This is a genomic window from Rhodoferax sp., assembly GCF_037143375.1.
Taxonomy (GTDB): Bacteria; Pseudomonadota; Gammaproteobacteria; order Burkholderiales; family Burkholderiaceae_C; genus Rhodoferax.
Genome location: NZ_JBAWYV010000009.1, coordinates 21120 through 37080, shown reverse-complemented (window position 1 = coordinate 37080; position 15961 = coordinate 21120). Strand labels below are relative to the sequence as shown.

The window sequence follows — 15961 nt, the reverse complement described above, 5'->3', positions numbered from 1 at the left end:
GGAGGGCAAGGTTCACAATATTCGATTAGACTGATTTTCACGAAAATTCAAAAGGAAATTCCATGAACCAGACCTTCAATGTACAAGGGATGACCTGCGGCCATTGCGAAAAAGCCGTGACCCGTGCGGTGAAGCAACTCGACCCGCAAGCCGAAGTGAAGATTGACCGAAGTATCAATTGGGTCGAAGTGGCGTCAACGCAGCCGCGTGAAGCCCTGGCCAAAGCCATTGCCGACGAAGGCTACACAGTTGCCGCTTGAGCTTTCAATGACTGAAGCCGCGAATTCGCCCATCACGCTTTATCCGGCGCTCACGCAAGTTCAGCCTTCGTTGGCCGACTTGGGCGCCTTGGTGGCACCGATGCAGGTGCCCGCCGGCACAGTGTTGTTCAATGAAAATTCGGCTTGCCAGGGTTTTCCGCTGGTGCTGGAGGGTGAGATCAAGGTCTCGCGCCAGTCGGGCGATGGGCGTTCTTTGGAGTTGTACCGCGTGGTGCCGGGCGAGTTGTGTCTGGTGTCATCGGCCAGCCTGTTTCGTCTGCAGCCGATGTCGGCCCAGGGTGTCACCACCAAAGCCAGCACGCTGATTTTGATTCCGCACGATATTTTCAAGCGCTGGCTGGAAACCCCTGACTTTCGAAACGAAGTGCTGGGCCTGTTTGCCGAGCGCATGGCCGACCTCACCAGTCTGATTGATGCGGTGGCCTTTCACAAGCTCGACCGCCGGTTGGCCGCCGCCTTGCTGGGCCACGGCCAGCAATTGGCCACCACGCACCAGACGCTGGCCAACGAGCTGGGCACGGTGCGCGAGATAGTTACCCGCTTGTTGCGCCGCTTTGAGCGAGAAGGCTGGGTCACGCTGGGGCGCGAGCAGATTCAGATCGTCAACGGCCCGGCGCTGCGGGCGCTGGCGTCATCGATGGGGGCTTAAAGGCTGGCTGAGTGACTTCTGTCACATACTTTTCGGCATAAACAGCATCTAATCCGCCCTTCACCAACCCATTGAGGAGCTCTCCATGAAATCAAACGTCGGCGGCATTGACCGTATTTTGCGCATCGTAGTCGGTCTGGTACTGATTGGCCTGACCCTGACGGGCAACATTGGCGTGTGGGGCTGGCTGGGCGTTGTGTTCCTGGCCACCGGTGCCATCGGCTGGTGCCCTCCGTATGCCATTTTTGGCTGGAACACTTGTTCGATGAAGAAATAATTCATGCGAAAAATCCTGTTGTCAGTGGTCCTTCTGTCCAGCCTGACGGCCTTCGCAGAAGATGCGCCATGGCTGGGTGAGGCCCGCAAGGTCGCCAGTCAGGTCCCTCCCAAATTGCTGCAGGTGCTCAACGAAGAGATCGCCAAGGGCGGACCAGCCGCTGCCATGAATGTGTGCCGCGACAAAGCCCCGCAAATGGCCAAAGCGGCTTCCGAGCAGACCGGTTGGGCGATCAAGCGCGTCAGTCTTCTAAACCGCAACCCCAAGGCGGTGCCTGATGCCTGGGAGCGCGCCGCTCTGGAAGAGTTTGACCGCCGCGCGGCGGCCGGTGAAAGCCCCGCCACGCTGGAAAAGTCAGACACTGTGACAACGGCAGGTAAAACCGAGGTCCGTTACATGAAAGCGTTGCCAGTGCAACAAGTTTGCCTGGCTTGCCATGGCAAAGCTGACCAATTGATGCCTGAAGTGAGCACCCAGTTGCACACTTTGTACCCCGATGACAAAGCTGTGGGTTATGCCCTCGGCCAGATTCGCGGTGCCATGTCGATTCGCAAATTTCAGTAACGCAGAGAAGCGTTCGACGCAGTAAAAAGCGGCCTGAGGCCGCTTTTTTTAAGCCTTGACCACTTCGCCGCCCAGTGCCGCCAGCACGTCAGGCAGCATTTTGCGCAGTTCGCCGGTGGCAATGGCGGTATCGGCATCAAAACCATCGTCTTTGCCGGTAGAGGCGCCATCAAAGACCACGTCCAGAAACGCCAGCTTCTTGATTTGCAGCCCTTCGGTCAGCATGAACGACACACGGCTGTCCCAGGTGAGAGCGAGGCGCGTCGGCAACTTGCCACTCTCAACGTACTCGCGCACCTCGTCGGTGTCGAGCGGGTGGCGCGTGTAGCGCACCACGGCTTTGGATTCATCAGCGGCTTTGAGCTCGCACTCGCGGTCTACGGTGAAACCTGCCGGTGGTTCCTGGGTGATCAGCCACTCGGACATGGCGGCGGTGGGTGACACTTTGGTGTCTATCAAGGCCACAGCCAGACCGCTCAGGCACTTCACCAGCATCGTCACCACTTCGTCGGCTCGGGCCTGGCTGCCGGCGTCGATCACCAGCAGAAGGGCCTCGGGGTCGATCCAGACCCAGACCGATGATTCCTTGGAGAAGGCCAGCGGCATCAGCTCCAGCTTGATGTCATCCTTGATCTCACGGATTTCCTTCTTGCCCGGTTTGCGACCGGTCGTGGTTTCAATGTGCGCCACGCGCTCATTGGCTTTTTTGGTAATGACCGAACCGGGCAGCGCACGCGTTTCGATCTTCAGCTTGAGAATAAATTGCCCGGCGACCGACTCCACCAGCGGGCCATGGGCCTCGCCGCGTGGTTCAGTCCAGCCGATGGATTTTTCTTGTGAGGCGCCACATTCCACAAAGCGGGCGCTGTCGAGGCTGGTTTCTATGTCGGCCACGGTGGCGGACCACCCGGCCCCGATTCGATACATGATCACGTTCTTGAACACTGGCACCCTTTTAGCGATTGGTTAAACTTTTGACAGCGCTGATCATCCCATCAAAATTGCCCAAAATGAGTTCTTGTAACTTTACAAACTCTTATTTACGCATCACGTAACAGATACAGTTGCGGCGCAAAATTCCCTCTAACCTGATGCCGAATTCGGTGCGTCAGTCTTATCAAAAAGGAAGCTCACATGAAATCAGTTTTCAAACCTCTCTTGATCGCCGGACTCCTTGCCACGGCAGGATTTGCTGCGTTCTCGCAACCCATGGGTGGTGGCGATTGCGCTGGCATGATGGGCGCAGGCGGCCCGATGCAAGGTGGCATGCGCCATGACCGCATGGGAAAAATGGACCCCGCCAAGATGCAAGCCATGATGGACAAGCGCAACACCATGCTCAAAGCGAGTCTCAAGCTCACAGCCGCGCAGGAAGGCGCCTGGACCACCTACACCGCCGCCATGAAACCCCCGGCTGACATGCTGGCCAAGCGCGCCGCACACGATGAGCTCGCCAAGTTGCCAACGCCAGAGCGCATCGACAAAATGAAAGCGCTGCGTGCCCAGCATATGGGCGACATGACCGCCGAGATGGACAAACGGGGCGAGGCCACCAAGGCTTTCTATGCCACGCTGACGCCGGAACAGCAGAAGGTTTTTGATGTCAGCGCGATGCGTAAACCCGGTGCGGGTGGCCGCATGGGTGGTATGCGTAACGGTATGGGCCCTGGCCCTGCCAAGCCTTAAAGCGGTTAAATGCAGCTCTAAACCTGCTTTAATCCATTAAAAAGCCGGAATCGCTTGATACGATTCCGGCTTTTGTCATTCAGGCCAGCATTTTCTTTAACTCGCCGCTGTCAATCAGCTTGATCAAGTCATTGGCACCGCCCACCAGCATGCCTTTGACAAAGACCAGCGGCAGGGTCGGCCAGCCGGTCCACAGTTTGAGCGCATTACGCTGGCGCCACTGGTTGAAATAGTTGCCGTATTCAAGGTATTGGTACGCGACCCCGGCCGCGTCCAGTGCTTTGCACGCCTTCTTCGGAAACGGGTTCATGCCCATGCCGACCACCACGACCTGATGTTTGGCCACGGCAGCCTGCACCTCTTTGACAATCGCTTGTTCGTGGGTGGCCACTTTCTCCCGGATGGCGGGGTGAATGCTTGACTCATCAAGAAGGGGACGGGGCATGGCAGTATCCTGAAGCTGTAAAACTGGCATTATCCGGTGCTTGATTTAATCCTTTCATGCCATACTGGCTAGAAGCTCTTGACTTGAGTCAAGATTCCTTCCAAGTGCCTGCTTTAAACTGGTAGTACCCATGTTCACACCTCCCTCTTTGGCGCCTTATGCCTCCTCTGTTCGTGCCATGCCTGTTGTGCGCACCATCAAACTGAGCCGGCCGTTGCACTGGTTGGTATGGGCTTGGCGTGACATCGCTTACTGTGGTTGGGTCAGCTTTGCACATGGGCTGGTGCTGGCCCTTGGTGGTGCCGCTATTCTGTATATAGCGCATGACCGCTTCTGGTTGTTGGCGGGTGCTATTTCAGGCTTTCTGGTGATTGCCCCAGTGCTGGCCACCAGTTTGTATGCCCTGAGTCGGGCGCTTGAACGGGGTGAAAAAGCCAATTTCAGCGTGGTTCTGAAAACCTGGTTTAACTGGCAAAACAGCGGTTTCAACAAATTTGGCAACGATTATTGGTGTTTGGTGCAATTTGGAGTCCTGTTGGCGATTGCCGCCACGGGTTGGGTGCTGACCTCGGCGGCACTGATCACCTTGCTGGCACCGGTGCCCATCACCACGCCGCTTGAATTTGTGCAGCATGTGATGCTGGCCCGCAATGGTTTTCTGTTTGAGCTTTGGCTCGCTTTGGGTGGCGTACTGGCCGCCCCGATTTTTGCCTCCAGCGTCATCACCATCCCCTTGTTGCTGGACCGCAAGATCAGCTTGATGAAAGCCGTGCTCACCAGCTGGCAAGTGGTGTTGGTGAACCCCCTGCCCATGGCCTTTTGGTCCGCCGTTATCATGGGCTTTACCATGCTAGGCTTGGCCTCCGCCTTGCTGGGCTTGATTGCAGTCGTGCCCATGCTGGGTCATGCCAGCTGGCATGCCTACCGCGACCTGGTCGATGTTTCCGGCCTGCCAGAAAGGACGCCACGCTAATGTTTGGCTACACAGAAGATCAAATTGCCGCCTTTGGGCTGTCCTTTGGCGTGGGGGGCTTCATGCTCTACATGCTGTTCATCATTGGCAACCTGGCTTGGGCTTCCAAGGCTGGGAAATTTGGCACTTTCATCATCTTTATCGGTCTGGGCTTTGGCATGGTTGGTTTTGTGGCCAAGCTTATGATTCAGTGGCTGATGGGTATCAAGTAAGGGGAAGAAATATTCCCCGGGTGTCATCGCCATCTCTTCGTGCGATATCTTCCTTAAACCCCAGCTCTTTTGCCAGCTTTAGCATGCGCTCGTTGTAATCCAGTACGGTGGCCACCATCCGCTGCGTGCCCTGAGTTTTAAGATAAGCAATCATTTTTTGCATGAGCAAACGGCCCAAGCCGCTGCCCTTGAGTTCTGAGCGAACGATAACGCCAAACTCGGCGTCCTGATTGTCGGGGTCGGTGATGGCGCGCACCACCCCCAAGGTCCGGGGTTGGACGTCGGGGTCGTTCGCCAGGGCAACAAACGCCATCTCACGGTTGTAATCAATCTGCACAAGGCGCGCCAACTCGCTACGTTCCATGGTGCGTTTGCTATAAAAAACGCGCATTCTGACGTCTTCGGGGTCCAACTGCTGCAAGAATGCCATGTGCAGCGCCTCGTCTTCTGGCCGAATGGGGCGCAGCAAAACTTCACGACCCTGCCACTGTGTGGTCTCTTCCAATTGCGGTGGATAGGGTTGAATGGCAAAATTTGACGCACCGGCCGGCGCCTTGGCATCCAGGCGAATGCGCGCATCAAGCGCGATAGCCCCTTCAAAATTCACGATCAGCGGGTTAATATCCAGTTCAGCAATTTCTGGAATCTCGGCCAGCAGTTGCGAGACAGACACCAATACCCCCAGTAAGGCCGCCTCATCGACCGCTGGGGTATCGCGCCAGCCGGCCAGTAAGCGGGAAACACGCGTGCGCGACACCAATGCCCGGGCCAAGGGCTCGTTCAAAGGCGGCAAAGCCACCGCGCGATCCGCCATCAACTCAACCGCCGTGCCGCCTTGTCCAAACAAAATAACGGGGCCAAACACCCGGTCAATGGTGGTGCCCACGATCAGCTCTTGCGCATGCTCGCGGCGCACCATGGCTTGCACCGTAAAACCTTGCAGTCGCGCCTTGGGGTGCTGGCGCTTGACGCGTACGAGCATGGTTTGTGCCGCCGCTTTCACTTCGACCGCGTCCTGCAGATTCAGGGCGACACCACCCACATCTGTCTTGTGCGATATGTCATCGGACAAAATCTTCAACACCACAGGAAAACCAATCGTAGCCGCCGCTGTGACTGCGTCTTCAGGATCAGGGCTAACGCGCACAGTGGCCACCACGGGAATGTGACACGCCGTCAAGACCGCCTTGGCCTCAGGTTCGGTCAGCATCGTGCGGCCGCTTGCCAGCGCATTCTTAATCACGGTTTGAATAGCGACCGTGTCTGGGTGCAAGGCATGCGTCAAAGCGGCCGGCGCTTGTGTCAACTCTTGCTGGTTTCGCCGGTAGCGGGCCAGCATGGAAAAGGCCCTCACCGCTTGCTCTGGGGTGTCAAAGTTGGCAATACCCGCTTCCCGAAATATCTGCCGCGCTTGCACCACCGCCTGCTCGCCGAGCCAGCAACTCATCAGACGCGGCGGGGCTGATCCCTGCTGACGCGCCATGGGCACCAAAGCCTGCGCGATTTCGGCGCTGGGAACAATGGCGGTGGGCGCATGAATGAAGAGAATGGCGCCCGTGGACGAATCATCGGTCAGCACTTTCAGGGTTTGTTGGTAGCGTGTCACCGGGGCATCACCAATAATGTCGACCGGATTGGCATGCGACCAATTAGCGGGCAGCACGTCATCGAGCCGATGGCGGGTTGCCTCACTGAGTACCGACAAGTTCACGCCAATGTGCGCCGCGGCATCGGCGGCCATCACCCCCGCACCACCGCCGTTGGTGAGAATGGTGATCGAGTCGCTCTCGTTGTTTCTGAAGCGCGATAAGGTTTCAGCCGCAAGAAACAGCTCTTGCAAGGTGTTGACACGCAGCATACCGGCACGGGCAATGGCCGCTTCAAACACGAGGTCAGAGCCAGCCAACGCGCCTGTATGCGACGCTGCCGCCGCTTGCCCTTGCGGTGAACGTCCGGCTTTCACAATGATCACCGGCTTGTTGCGCGCTGCTGAACGGGCCGCTGACATGAACTTGCGGGGCGAATCGATGGACTCGGCGTAAAGCAGAATGGCCCGGGTTTTGGGGTCGCTTGCCAGGTAGTCCAGCATGTCGCCAAAGTCCACATCGGCATGCTCGCCCAGTGAAACAAAATGCGAAAAACCAATGCCTCGTGCCCGCGCCCAGTCCAGCATGGCCGTCACCAACGCGCCAGACTGAGACACAAACGCCAGTTCGCCCGGTAAGGCGTCCACGTGTGAAAAACTTGCATTCAATCCCTTGTGGGGAGCCAACAGACCAATGCAGTTGGGGCCCAACAGACGCAATAAATGGGGACGGGCGGCTTGCAGCATGGCCTGTTTTTGTTTAAGCGTCATGCCGGCCGTCAGCACCACGGCAGCCCGCGTTCCAAGCTTGGCCAGGGTCTTTATCAAACCCGACACGGTGGAGGCGGGGGTGCAAATCACCGCCAGATCAGGCACGACCGGCAAATCAGACGCGTGGGCAAATACCTGAACGCCATTGAATTCACGGTGCTTGGGGTTCACGGCAAACAGCCGGCCCTGGTAGGCCCCGCCAGACAGATTACGCCAGACCGTGGCGCCCACACTGCCAGCACGCAGCGAAGCACCAAAAACGGCAATGGAGGCAGGGTCAAATAAAGAATCGAGATGACGAATACTCATTGACCCCCTCCCTTTAAGTTTTAGCCCAGCGGACGCACACCAATCAGCAAACCATGTAGCCACAAGGCAAAGGCAATCCAGGTGCCGACTCCGATGGCCACTGTGATGCCCGTCGCACCCGTGGTACCGCGCGAATAACGGGTGCCGTTCAGGGCATCCCGCCGACGCGCAGTGTTGAAATCAAGCGTCGCCCAGACCAGAAAAGAGCCAAACAGCACGACATGACCCAAGTTGCCGTTCGCCAGCAGGTGCGCCGAGGCCCATAACTTGACAGCCAGGATCATCGGATGGTGAAAACGCGCCTTGATGATATTTCCCGGCACATAAGCGGCCACCAGCAACACAAAAGCAATCAAGTTCAAAAAGGCGGCCAGATGGCGCATCCCCACTGGGGGACTCCAGAGCTGCACAGGCTGCTGACGTACCAGGGCAAAGCCCCAGATGATCAGCCCAAGACCGAGCAGCGATGCCGCTGAATACAGCCCTTTGTAGACGCGTTCGCCCAGCCGTAAGCGGGTTTCAGTCCGCCAGTCATCGGCCACGATGCGCACAGAATGCACACCCAGAAAAATAACCAGTCCCAAAATTAAATAATTCATGCGCCCAACACCCTGTTTTTACCTGAGCGCTTGGCCAGGTACATGGCCTGATCGGCTCTTTTGATGGCATCGGGACCCGTTTCATCGTCAGTCAGTTGCGCCACTCCGGCACTGAAAGTGATCATGACTTTTTCAGTACCGGCCAAAAAGAAACGCTTGGTCAATTCACGCTGCAAGCGCGTCATGGCTTCAACGCCTTTATCGAGTGGTGTATCGGGCAGCAAAATTACAAACTCTTCGCCGCCATAACGGGCCACAGTGTCTTGCGGGCGCATCGCCTCGCGCGCCACAGTTACCAAATGGGCCAGCGCTTCGTCACCCGTGGCGTGCCCCAATTGGTCATTGAGTTTTTTGAAGTTATCAATATCCAACAAGGCCATGCACAGCGGCGTCTCTTTGCGCCGCACGTTGGAGACTTCCCGGTTCAGCGCCTCATCAAGACCCTTGCGATTGAGAGCGCCAGTCAGCGGGTCGTGACGCGCCTGCGCACTGACCCGGTCCAATTCTTCGTGCAACTTGGTCATTTCGACTTCGGTGGCCAATGCTTTTTCGCGCATACCTTGCAATTCATCGCGTGCAGCCAGGCTGTCGTGCGCCATGGTGCGGGTGGCGCCAACCACGTCTTTCATCACCGGCGCAATGTCCGCCAAGGTTTTGGCTTGTTCGATCAAGCGGGCGTTTTCTTCCATTTTGCTGTGAAAGACGCTGGTAGATTCGGTCATCTGCGACAAGCGATCAATGAAGGTGGCCATCATCAGACGCATCTCTTCCTGTGCTTCCAGCGCACGGCCTTTGGCTTCGGTTTGCTTGAAGATCACATCTTTCAAGCGACGCTCAACATCGTCCAGGCGCCGCAAAGAGAGTGGGGGTGCCGAAGCGGTCATCAGCGCATCAATCTGCCCCTTGAGCCAACGGTCATCTACGCTTAACTCACCAATGTTTTCGATGATCAGGTGCAGCAGCTTCAAGAGGGTGGTCTTGATCTCGGCCTGGTCTTCAGCCGCAAACGACAAACGGCTGCCAAAGTTGCTGAGCATCAGCTTGACCGCCACCGCATCGGCCCCAGGTTGACGCAAAGCCTTGATCAACAACTGGGTCTGCTCGTTAAACCGGACGTCGTCCGTGCCCAGTGCTGGCAGGGCGTAATGAATAAGGCGTGCGATTTGCTCAAAAAAGTCAGCGGTGAGTGCCGGGGCCGTCGCACTGGCTGAATCAGTTTGCACCGCCGTGGGTGCAGCGAGCGTCGGCGCAGCCACAGCAGGTGGACTGAAGCCGCCATAGGCCATCAAAGCATTCTTGACACCGTCCCAACTCAGGTTGCCAATGGCTGAATCCAGCATGCCCTTTTGCTTTTGCTGGCCGGGCGTCTTGAGTGGCAAAGATTGTGCAATCTCTCGCAACCGGTCTGCAGGAAAGGATGGCTCATTGGCAATACCGGCCACTTCACTGTAAATTGCCTGGTAGTTGACGGGCGTAGGGGCCAACTTGCGTGTAGTGAGTTGCTTGAGGGTTTCACGGGCAATCTCAAACGGTTTTTTATCATTCATCATTGTTTGTTGCTATATAAAAAATAGCTGACTACGTAGATTTAACGGGGGCTAGAGCCCTATTTGTCTAATAAACCTGGGCCACATCACCAGGACATTTGCATCAATCTAGATTTCAGGATAACACCAAGCTTACAACCTTAAGCGCTCTTGCTTATGCGCCGGATAAAGCTGTGCATAGTTCTCGCATAAGTTGATAGTTATCAACAGAAAAGTTTTAAAACCAAATCTATCCCCTTTTCAGGTACACCAGAAAAGCAGGGCCACGCACATGGGTTAAAAGCAAGTAAGCTAATGATTTAAATAAGAAAAATAGGCTTATCCACAGAAGGTCTACTTCCTTATCTACTACTACTATGTATTTATAGAACCATTAGATAAGAAGACAGGAAACCAAAACAGGTCGAAAAATCAGGTTTATGTCGCACTAATACCCAAAATAGAAACAGGGTTTTGACCAAAGTGCTGGCGAAATAAATCAAATGGGTATGGAGCTATTGCCAAGGAAGAAATTTGTTTACACTGCGTTATCAGTCATAAAAATTTTCCTGGAGCCACAATGAAACCTATCTCTGAATTGTTGAAAAAACGTGACTCAACTGTTTATCAGGTTGGTCTTTCCGCCACTGTTTTTGAAGCGCTGCAGTCGCTGGCGGACCACGGCGTGGGCGCCATGACTGTCATGGACCAAGGAAAACTGGTCGGCATCGTGTCAGAGCGCGACTACACCCGAAAAGTAGCCTTGCAGGGCAAAAATTCCAAAGAAACCACTGTCGCTGAGATCATGACCCGCGACATCATCACGGTCACGCCACAAACCGGCACTCACGCCTGTATGGCCCTGATGAGCCAGAAAAAAATTCGTCACCTCCCGGTGATGGATGGTGAAAAAGTCATGGGCATGATTTCTATCCGCGATTTGATGGATGACATCATTGCGGAACACGAAGAAACCATCTCACAACTGACGAGCTATATCAGCAGTTAGTTCTCAATCGGAGGGTAATACCTCCACTTTGCAAGTAAATGGCAGTCGGCTCGGTTGACACTGGTTTGTCATATTGAGCCGATATGGTCTGTGTATTGACACGGAGCCAACATGACCATCGCCATCAGCATCAAGGGATTAAATAAAACGTTTCACGGCGGCCGCAAGGCGCTGGATGAAATACATCTGGACATTGCCGCCGGCGAAATGGTCGCGCTGATTGGTGCCTCCGGCTCCGGTAAATCAACGCTGCTGCGACACATGGCTGGCCTGATGGCCGGTGATGGTGCTTCACAAGGGCTGGTTCGGGTGCACGGACAAACTGTTCAGCAGCACGGCAAAATTGCTTCTGATATTCGCCAGACACGGGCCGGTATCGGCTTTGTCTTCCAGCAGTTCAACCTGGTGGACCGCTTGCCGGTCATCATCAATGTATTGGCGGGAACCCTGCACCGGGTTCCTTTGTGGCGCAGTCTGCTGCGCTGGTTCACCCCGACCGAGAGAGCCCAAGGTGTCGATGCCTTGAAGCGCGTTGGCATTGCCGAATGCAGCGCCCAGCGGGCCTCCACCTTGTCGGGTGGTCAGCAACAACGGGCAGCCATTGCCCGCGCCATGGTGCAGGGTGCCAAAGTGATTCTGGCGGACGAACCGATTGCCTCGCTCGACCCCGAGTCGTCACGCAAGGTGATGGACATTCTGGCGCGCGTCAACCGCGAAGATAAATGTACCGTGGTGGTGTCCTTGCACCAGGTGAACGTGGCCATGAAATACTGTCCGCGCACCATTGGTCTGCACCAGGGTCGCGTGGTGTACGACGGCCCCTCAGTGGCTTTGACGCCCATGCTCCTGCGTGAACTTTATGGCGCTGACGCCGATGAAATTCTCTCGCTGGGCGACCACATTTCCAGTCTGCAAGACAGCCAACACACCGGCCCTCACCTCGCCTGGCCCAAACCGCTGGCCGCACTGTCTCCGATGGCGCTTGCCGCCTGACACTCTTTCGCTTTTTATCTTCGTTTCACCAAGGAAATGTTCATGTTTAAAAAACTAGTGGCTGGCTTGGCTGGCGCTTTGCTGTTGTCCGTCAACCCAGTCTCTGCCCAGGAACTGAAAGAAATCAATTTCGGCATTATCTCGACCGAGTCTTCGCAAAATCTGAAATCTGACTGGCAACCGATTCTGGACGGCATGAGCAAAAAAATCGGCATGAAAGTGAATGCCTTCTTTGCCTCGGACTACGCCGGCATCATCGAAGGCATGCGCTTCAACAAAGTGCAGGTCGCCTGGTTTGGCAACAAGTCAGCAATGGAGGCTGTGGACCGCGCCGGTGGCGAGGTGTTTGCCCAGATGGTCAATGCTGACGGCACGCAGGGCTACTACTCGCACCTGATCGTGCACAAAGACAGCCCGATCAAATCGCTGGACGACATGCTCAAGCAAGGTAAGAACCTGTCCTTTGGCAATGGCGACCCAAATTCCACCTCCGGATTTCTGGTGCCGAGCTACTACGTCTTTACGCAAAACAAGATTGACGCCAAAACCTTCTTCAAGCTGAGCCGCGGCGCTAACCACGAAACCAATGCGCTGGCCGTGGCCAACAAGCAGGTGGATGTGGCCACCAACAACAGCGAAAACCTTGAAAAACTCAAAGAGCATCTGCCACAAAAATTCAACGACATCCGCGTGATCTGGACTTCGCCGTTGATTCCCCTGGACCCACTGGTGATTCGCAAAGATTTGCCAGAGGCCACCAAAGCCAAAGTGCGCGACTTCTTCTACACCTACGGCCAGGGAAGCCAGCAGGAAAAAGACAACTTGTTCAAGCTTTCAAAACTGTCCTCATTCAAGGCCTCGACCAACAGCCAGTTGATACCGATTCGTCAGTTGGAACTGTTCAAGACGCGCAACAAGTTTGAAGCAGATATGACATTGGCTGCCCCAGAGAAGCAGACCAAACTGGCTGATATTGACAAACAACTGGCCGCTTTGAGCTTAGCCAAGTAATGCAAGCAACGCCCCGCACCAGCTGGTTGGGTTTGATGGCTTGGGGCGTGTTGCTGGCGCTGCTGGCCGGTTCCTGGCAGGGCGCCGACCTGCGGCCGTTTGACCTGATTCGCGATTCCGGCAATATGGCTACCTATGCGGCAGATTTCTTCCCGCCCAAGTTTGGCGACTGGCGCCTGTATCTGCAGGAAATGGTCATTACGGTGCAAATTGCCTTGTGGGGCACCGTACTGGCCGTGATCTTTGCGGTGCCGCTGGGCTTGCTGTCGTCGTCGAACATCGCGCCGTGGTGGGTTTACCAGCCGATTCGCCGTTTGATGGACGCCACGCGCGCCATCAACGAGATGGTGTTTGCCATGCTGTTTATTGTGGCGGTGGGTTTGGGGCCGTTTGCGGGCGTGCTGGCCTTGTTTGTGCACACCACTGGCATTTTGGCCAAGCTGTTTTCAGAAGCGGTGGAGTCGATCGATTCCCAGCCGGTGGAAGGCATTCGTGCCACCGGGGCCAATGCCCTGGAAGAAATTGTCTACGGCATCATTCCACAGGTCTTGCCGTTGTGGATTTCGTATTCACTGTACCGGTTTGAATCCAACGTGCGCTCGGCCTCGGTGGTCGGCATGGTGGGCGCTGGGGGCATTGGCGTTATTTTGTGGGACATCATTCGCGGATTTCAGTACGCTGAAACCTGCGCCGTGATGATCATCATCATCGTCACCGTGACGATCATTGATGTGATTTCGGCCCGCATCCGTAAATCACTGATCTGAACCTTGGGCCACCCTGATCACGGGTGCTGCCTTAGTGCGCTAATCGAAAGCGTGTGCCCTTGAAGTTGAAGACCGAGCTTTTCGGCCGAATTTCTTCCAAAATCACCTCAGGGGCAGCCAGACTGCCCTGCGTCAGCACCTGGTTGTTGAGCAGCAGCAACCGATTGGCAGGAGTTTCCGAATAAACCGCGCCGGTGACCACCAAGGTCGGGATCTGGCGCCTCAGCTCTTCCGGCAACTCGCTGAGTAGCGGGGCAGCAGCTGGAACTGGCGCAGGTGTGCTTGCAATATTTGGAATGGCCTTGATCGGCGTGGCTTTCTGAGTTTGAGGTGGCGCTGCAGGGGGTGCCTTGATGAGGACAGGTTCAGGTTTGACAACCGGCGGTGTGGCTACTGGGGCAACAACGGGCAGTGCCACCTTGCTGGCAGGTGTTGGCCAAAGCCAAATACCAGCTGCGATACCGCTGCACGCAACCAAGGTGGCCAAGGCTAGCCAAGTACGGTGGTTATGCCCCGATTCGTTGGGCATGACCGGTGTGGCCAATGACTGGGAATGCAGGCCAGGCACCGCGCCGCGCTCACGTTCAGCATCGGCCCGTTTAAGTGCATCAAGTATGTAGGACATGGTTTAAGGCGAAACAGTTTGCAGGCGGGGCTCGGTCATCCCGGTGGCGCTGTCCAGTTGCATGAAGGTCATGGGACCGGGCTGACCATCCGCCTTGAGGCCCTGAGCGCGCTGAAAAGCCCGCACACGGGCCCTCAAGGCTGAGTCAAGGGTAAGGGGTGCCGAGGAAGCGATAGAAGCGGACATGCCGTCCAGCACCGTGAGCTGCCGGGCCAGCCGTTCAGTGATCGGGCCGCTAATGCCATCACGCAGCTCAGGGCTGTACCCTGGCGGCACGCGCCAGTAGGTGGCGAAGTCGCCGCGCCACAGTCGCCCCAGTGACACCAGTCGCACGGTGTGGAGCCGATCGGCCAACCGGAGCGTGGCGGTCTTCTCGGTCAACCCCGTGAGAAGGGCGTAGACCGGAGGTGCCACACCGTCTTGCAGCGTCAGGATGCCGGGTTGGCCGAGCTGGCGGATCAAGGGCAAGGTCAGGTTGCCGATCCGGTAGCACTGGAGTCCTTGTGTCTGTACGGGCATGCTTGAGCAGGGGTCACCGTCAGTGGCTGCAATGTTCCACAGCGGACCGAGGTCACGCCAGGCCTGGTTTATGTCAAGCGACAACAGGGGCAGTAAGGCCTCCAGTTCTTCAATGGGGACAGGCGCTGCTGGCAAGGCGGCAACAGGCTTCGAACTGGCACTTGCCGGTGCGGATGGCACACCTGCCGACACCGCCGGGCGCGGGCTTTGTGCAGGGTTGTGCCACATGAGAATGCCGACCAACAGGATGCCGACCATCACACCCAGGCCCAGCAAAAACAAGCTTATCGGACGGACTGGGGCAAGATTAACGGGCGTGGATTCCGGCCCGAATACTTCCAGGGCGGCCTTCTGCACGATGCCTTGGGTGACCTGATTCTGACCATTGGCCCAGGCGCCCAGCAGCGCGCGACCACACAGCAGGTTGATGCGACGCGGCACGCCGTTTGCCAGCCGGTAGATGGTTTGCAGGGCAGGCTCGTTAAACGGCAAAGCGCCGGTGTGGCCTGCCACCGCGAGGCGGTGCTGAATATATTGACGGGTCTCGGGCTTGGACAGCGCGTCCAGGTGAAAGCGCGCAATCACGCGCTGGGCCAGTTGTTCAAGCTCCGGGCGCTTGAGCATGGTGCGCAGTTCTGGCTGGCCAATCAGCACGATTTGCAGCAGCTTGCGCTCATTGGTTTCCAGGTTCGTGAGCAAGCGCAACTGCTCGAGTACACCAGCGCTCAGGTTTTGCGCCTCATCGATGATGAGCACGCAACTTTGCCCGGCCGCATGGCTTTGCAGCAAAAAGACGTTGAGCGTGTCGATGTAATTTTTGACCGTCGGCGCGATCGATCCCACCAAGGGCACCGCAATGTGAAACTCGTCGCAAATCGACTGCAGCAACTCCATCACGGTGAGCTTGGGATTAAAGATGTAAGCCACATGGCAACCGATCGGAATCTGCTCCAGGAAGCAGCGGCAGACGGTGGTCTTGCCGGTGCCAATGTCACCGGTCAAAAGCACAAAACCACCGGTTGCACCACTCAAACCCGCCACGCCATACAGCAGGTGTGCCAGTGCCTCCCGATGGCGCTCGCTCATAAAGAGGTAACGCGGATCTGGGGCGATGGAAAAAGGATCTTGTGACAGGCCGAAATGTTGCGAATACATAGACC

At 56.5% G+C, this 15961-nt stretch carries 18 protein-coding genes; 11 read left to right on the top strand and 7 right to left on the bottom strand.

Annotated features, from left to right (window positions below; genetic code table 11):
- Nucleotides 1–62 precede the first annotated feature (62 nt).
- The 4 genes from WCG50_RS02915 (at nt 63) to WCG50_RS02900 (ending at nt 1771) form a co-directional block, all read left to right on the top strand.
- Nucleotides 63–260, top strand: coding sequence for a cation transporter (locus WCG50_RS02915; protein WP_336898068.1), 198 nt, complete (start codon nt 63–65; stop codon nt 258–260).
- A gap of 7 nt (nt 261–267) precedes the next feature.
- The gene (locus WCG50_RS02910) at nt 268–930 is read left to right on the top strand and encodes a Crp/Fnr family transcriptional regulator (protein ID WP_336898067.1); all 663 of its coding nucleotides are present in this window, start codon (nt 268–270) and stop codon (nt 928–930) included.
- A gap of 85 nt (nt 931–1015) precedes the next feature.
- The gene (locus WCG50_RS02905) at nt 1016–1207 is read left to right on the top strand and encodes a DUF2892 domain-containing protein (protein WP_336898066.1); all 192 of its coding nucleotides are present in this window, start codon (nt 1016–1018) and stop codon (nt 1205–1207) included.
- 3 nt (nt 1208–1210) lie between these two features.
- Nucleotides 1211–1771, top strand: coding sequence for a DUF3365 domain-containing protein (locus WCG50_RS02900; RefSeq protein WP_336898065.1), 561 nt, complete (start codon nt 1211–1213; stop codon nt 1769–1771).
- Nucleotides 1772–1819: 48 nt separating this feature from the next.
- Here the strand turns inward: WCG50_RS02900 and WCG50_RS02895 are convergent, their stop codons facing one another.
- Entirely contained in the window at nt 1820–2716 is an 897-nt protein-coding gene (locus WCG50_RS02895) for a recombination-associated protein RdgC (RefSeq protein WP_336898064.1), read from the bottom strand.
- A 189-nt stretch (nt 2717–2905) separates the two neighbouring features.
- Between WCG50_RS02895 and WCG50_RS02890 the strand changes: the two genes are divergently transcribed.
- Nucleotides 2906–3457 (top strand): Spy/CpxP family protein refolding chaperone, encoded by a 552-nt coding sequence (locus WCG50_RS02890; RefSeq protein ID WP_336898063.1) that lies wholly within the window; start codon nt 2906–2908, stop codon nt 3455–3457.
- Between the two features lie 79 nt (nt 3458–3536).
- Here WCG50_RS02890 and WCG50_RS02885 read toward each other — a convergent pair whose 3' ends face one another.
- A complete protein-coding gene (locus WCG50_RS02885; protein ID WP_336898062.1) occupies nt 3537–3902 on the bottom strand; it encodes a glutaredoxin domain-containing protein in 366 nt (121 codons plus the stop codon).
- Nucleotides 3903–4032: 130 nt separating this feature from the next.
- On the opposite strand from WCG50_RS02885, the gene WCG50_RS02880 reads away from it, so the two are divergent.
- Together WCG50_RS02880 and WCG50_RS02875 are read left to right on the top strand one after the other, a co-directional pair.
- Entirely contained in the window at nt 4033–4875 is an 843-nt protein-coding gene (locus tag WCG50_RS02880; RefSeq protein WP_336898061.1) for a DUF2189 domain-containing protein, read from the top strand.
- A complete protein-coding gene (locus tag WCG50_RS02875; RefSeq protein ID WP_336898060.1) occupies nt 4875–5087 on the top strand; it encodes a DUF2788 domain-containing protein in 213 nt (70 codons plus the stop codon). Before WCG50_RS02880 ends, WCG50_RS02875 begins: the two co-directional genes overlap by 1 nt.
- Here the strand turns inward: WCG50_RS02875 and WCG50_RS02870 are convergent.
- The 3 genes from WCG50_RS02870 to WCG50_RS02860 are packed head-to-tail and all read right to left on the bottom strand — an operon-like array spanning nt 5080 to nt 9898.
- A complete protein-coding gene (locus tag WCG50_RS02870; protein WP_336898059.1) occupies nt 5080–7752 on the bottom strand; it encodes a bifunctional acetate--CoA ligase family protein/GNAT family N-acetyltransferase in 2673 nt (890 codons plus the stop codon). The genes WCG50_RS02875 and WCG50_RS02870 overlap by 8 nt on opposite strands.
- A 20-nt stretch (nt 7753–7772) precedes the next feature.
- The gene (locus WCG50_RS02865; RefSeq protein ID WP_336898058.1) at nt 7773–8351 is read right to left on the bottom strand and encodes an NnrU family protein; all 579 of its coding nucleotides are present in this window, start codon (nt 8349–8351) and stop codon (nt 7773–7775) included.
- The gene (locus tag WCG50_RS02860; RefSeq protein WP_336898057.1) at nt 8348–9898 is read right to left on the bottom strand and encodes a GGDEF domain-containing protein; all 1551 of its coding nucleotides are present in this window, start codon (nt 9896–9898) and stop codon (nt 8348–8350) included. Before WCG50_RS02860 ends, WCG50_RS02865 begins: the two co-directional genes overlap by 4 nt.
- 559 nt (nt 9899–10457) lie before the next feature.
- Between WCG50_RS02860 and WCG50_RS02855 the strand changes: the two genes are divergently transcribed.
- The 4 genes from WCG50_RS02855 (at nt 10458) to phnE (ending at nt 13657) form a co-directional block, all read left to right on the top strand.
- Nucleotides 10458–10886 carry a CBS domain-containing protein gene (locus WCG50_RS02855; RefSeq protein ID WP_336898056.1) on the top strand — a complete coding sequence of 143 codons (429 nt, stop codon included), beginning with the start codon at nt 10458–10460 and terminating at the stop codon, nt 10884–10886.
- Nucleotides 10887–10997: 111 nt separating this feature from the next.
- Entirely contained in the window at nt 10998–11879 is an 882-nt protein-coding gene (gene phnC, locus WCG50_RS02850) for a phosphonate ABC transporter ATP-binding protein (RefSeq protein WP_336898055.1), read from the top strand.
- 42 nt (nt 11880–11921) lie between these two features.
- Nucleotides 11922–12890 (top strand): phosphonate ABC transporter substrate-binding protein, encoded by a 969-nt coding sequence (gene phnD / locus WCG50_RS02845; RefSeq protein ID WP_336898054.1) that lies wholly within the window; start codon nt 11922–11924, stop codon nt 12888–12890.
- Complete coding sequence (gene phnE / locus WCG50_RS02840; protein WP_336898053.1) at nt 12890–13657, top strand: phosphonate ABC transporter, permease protein PhnE; 768 nt, start codon at nt 12890–12892, stop codon at nt 13655–13657. The genes phnD and phnE overlap by 1 nt, the downstream gene beginning before the upstream one ends.
- 31 nt (nt 13658–13688) lie before the next feature.
- Here phnE and WCG50_RS02835 read toward each other — a convergent pair whose 3' ends face one another.
- Together WCG50_RS02835 and WCG50_RS02830 are read right to left on the bottom strand one after the other, a co-directional pair.
- Complete coding sequence (locus WCG50_RS02835) at nt 13689–14282, bottom strand: general secretion pathway protein GspB (RefSeq protein ID WP_336898052.1); 594 nt, start codon at nt 14280–14282, stop codon at nt 13689–13691.
- A 3-nt stretch (nt 14283–14285) separates the two neighbouring features.
- Entirely contained in the window at nt 14286–15956 is a 1671-nt protein-coding gene (locus WCG50_RS02830) for an AAA family ATPase (protein WP_336898051.1), read from the bottom strand.
- Nucleotides 15957–15961 lie beyond the last annotated feature (5 nt).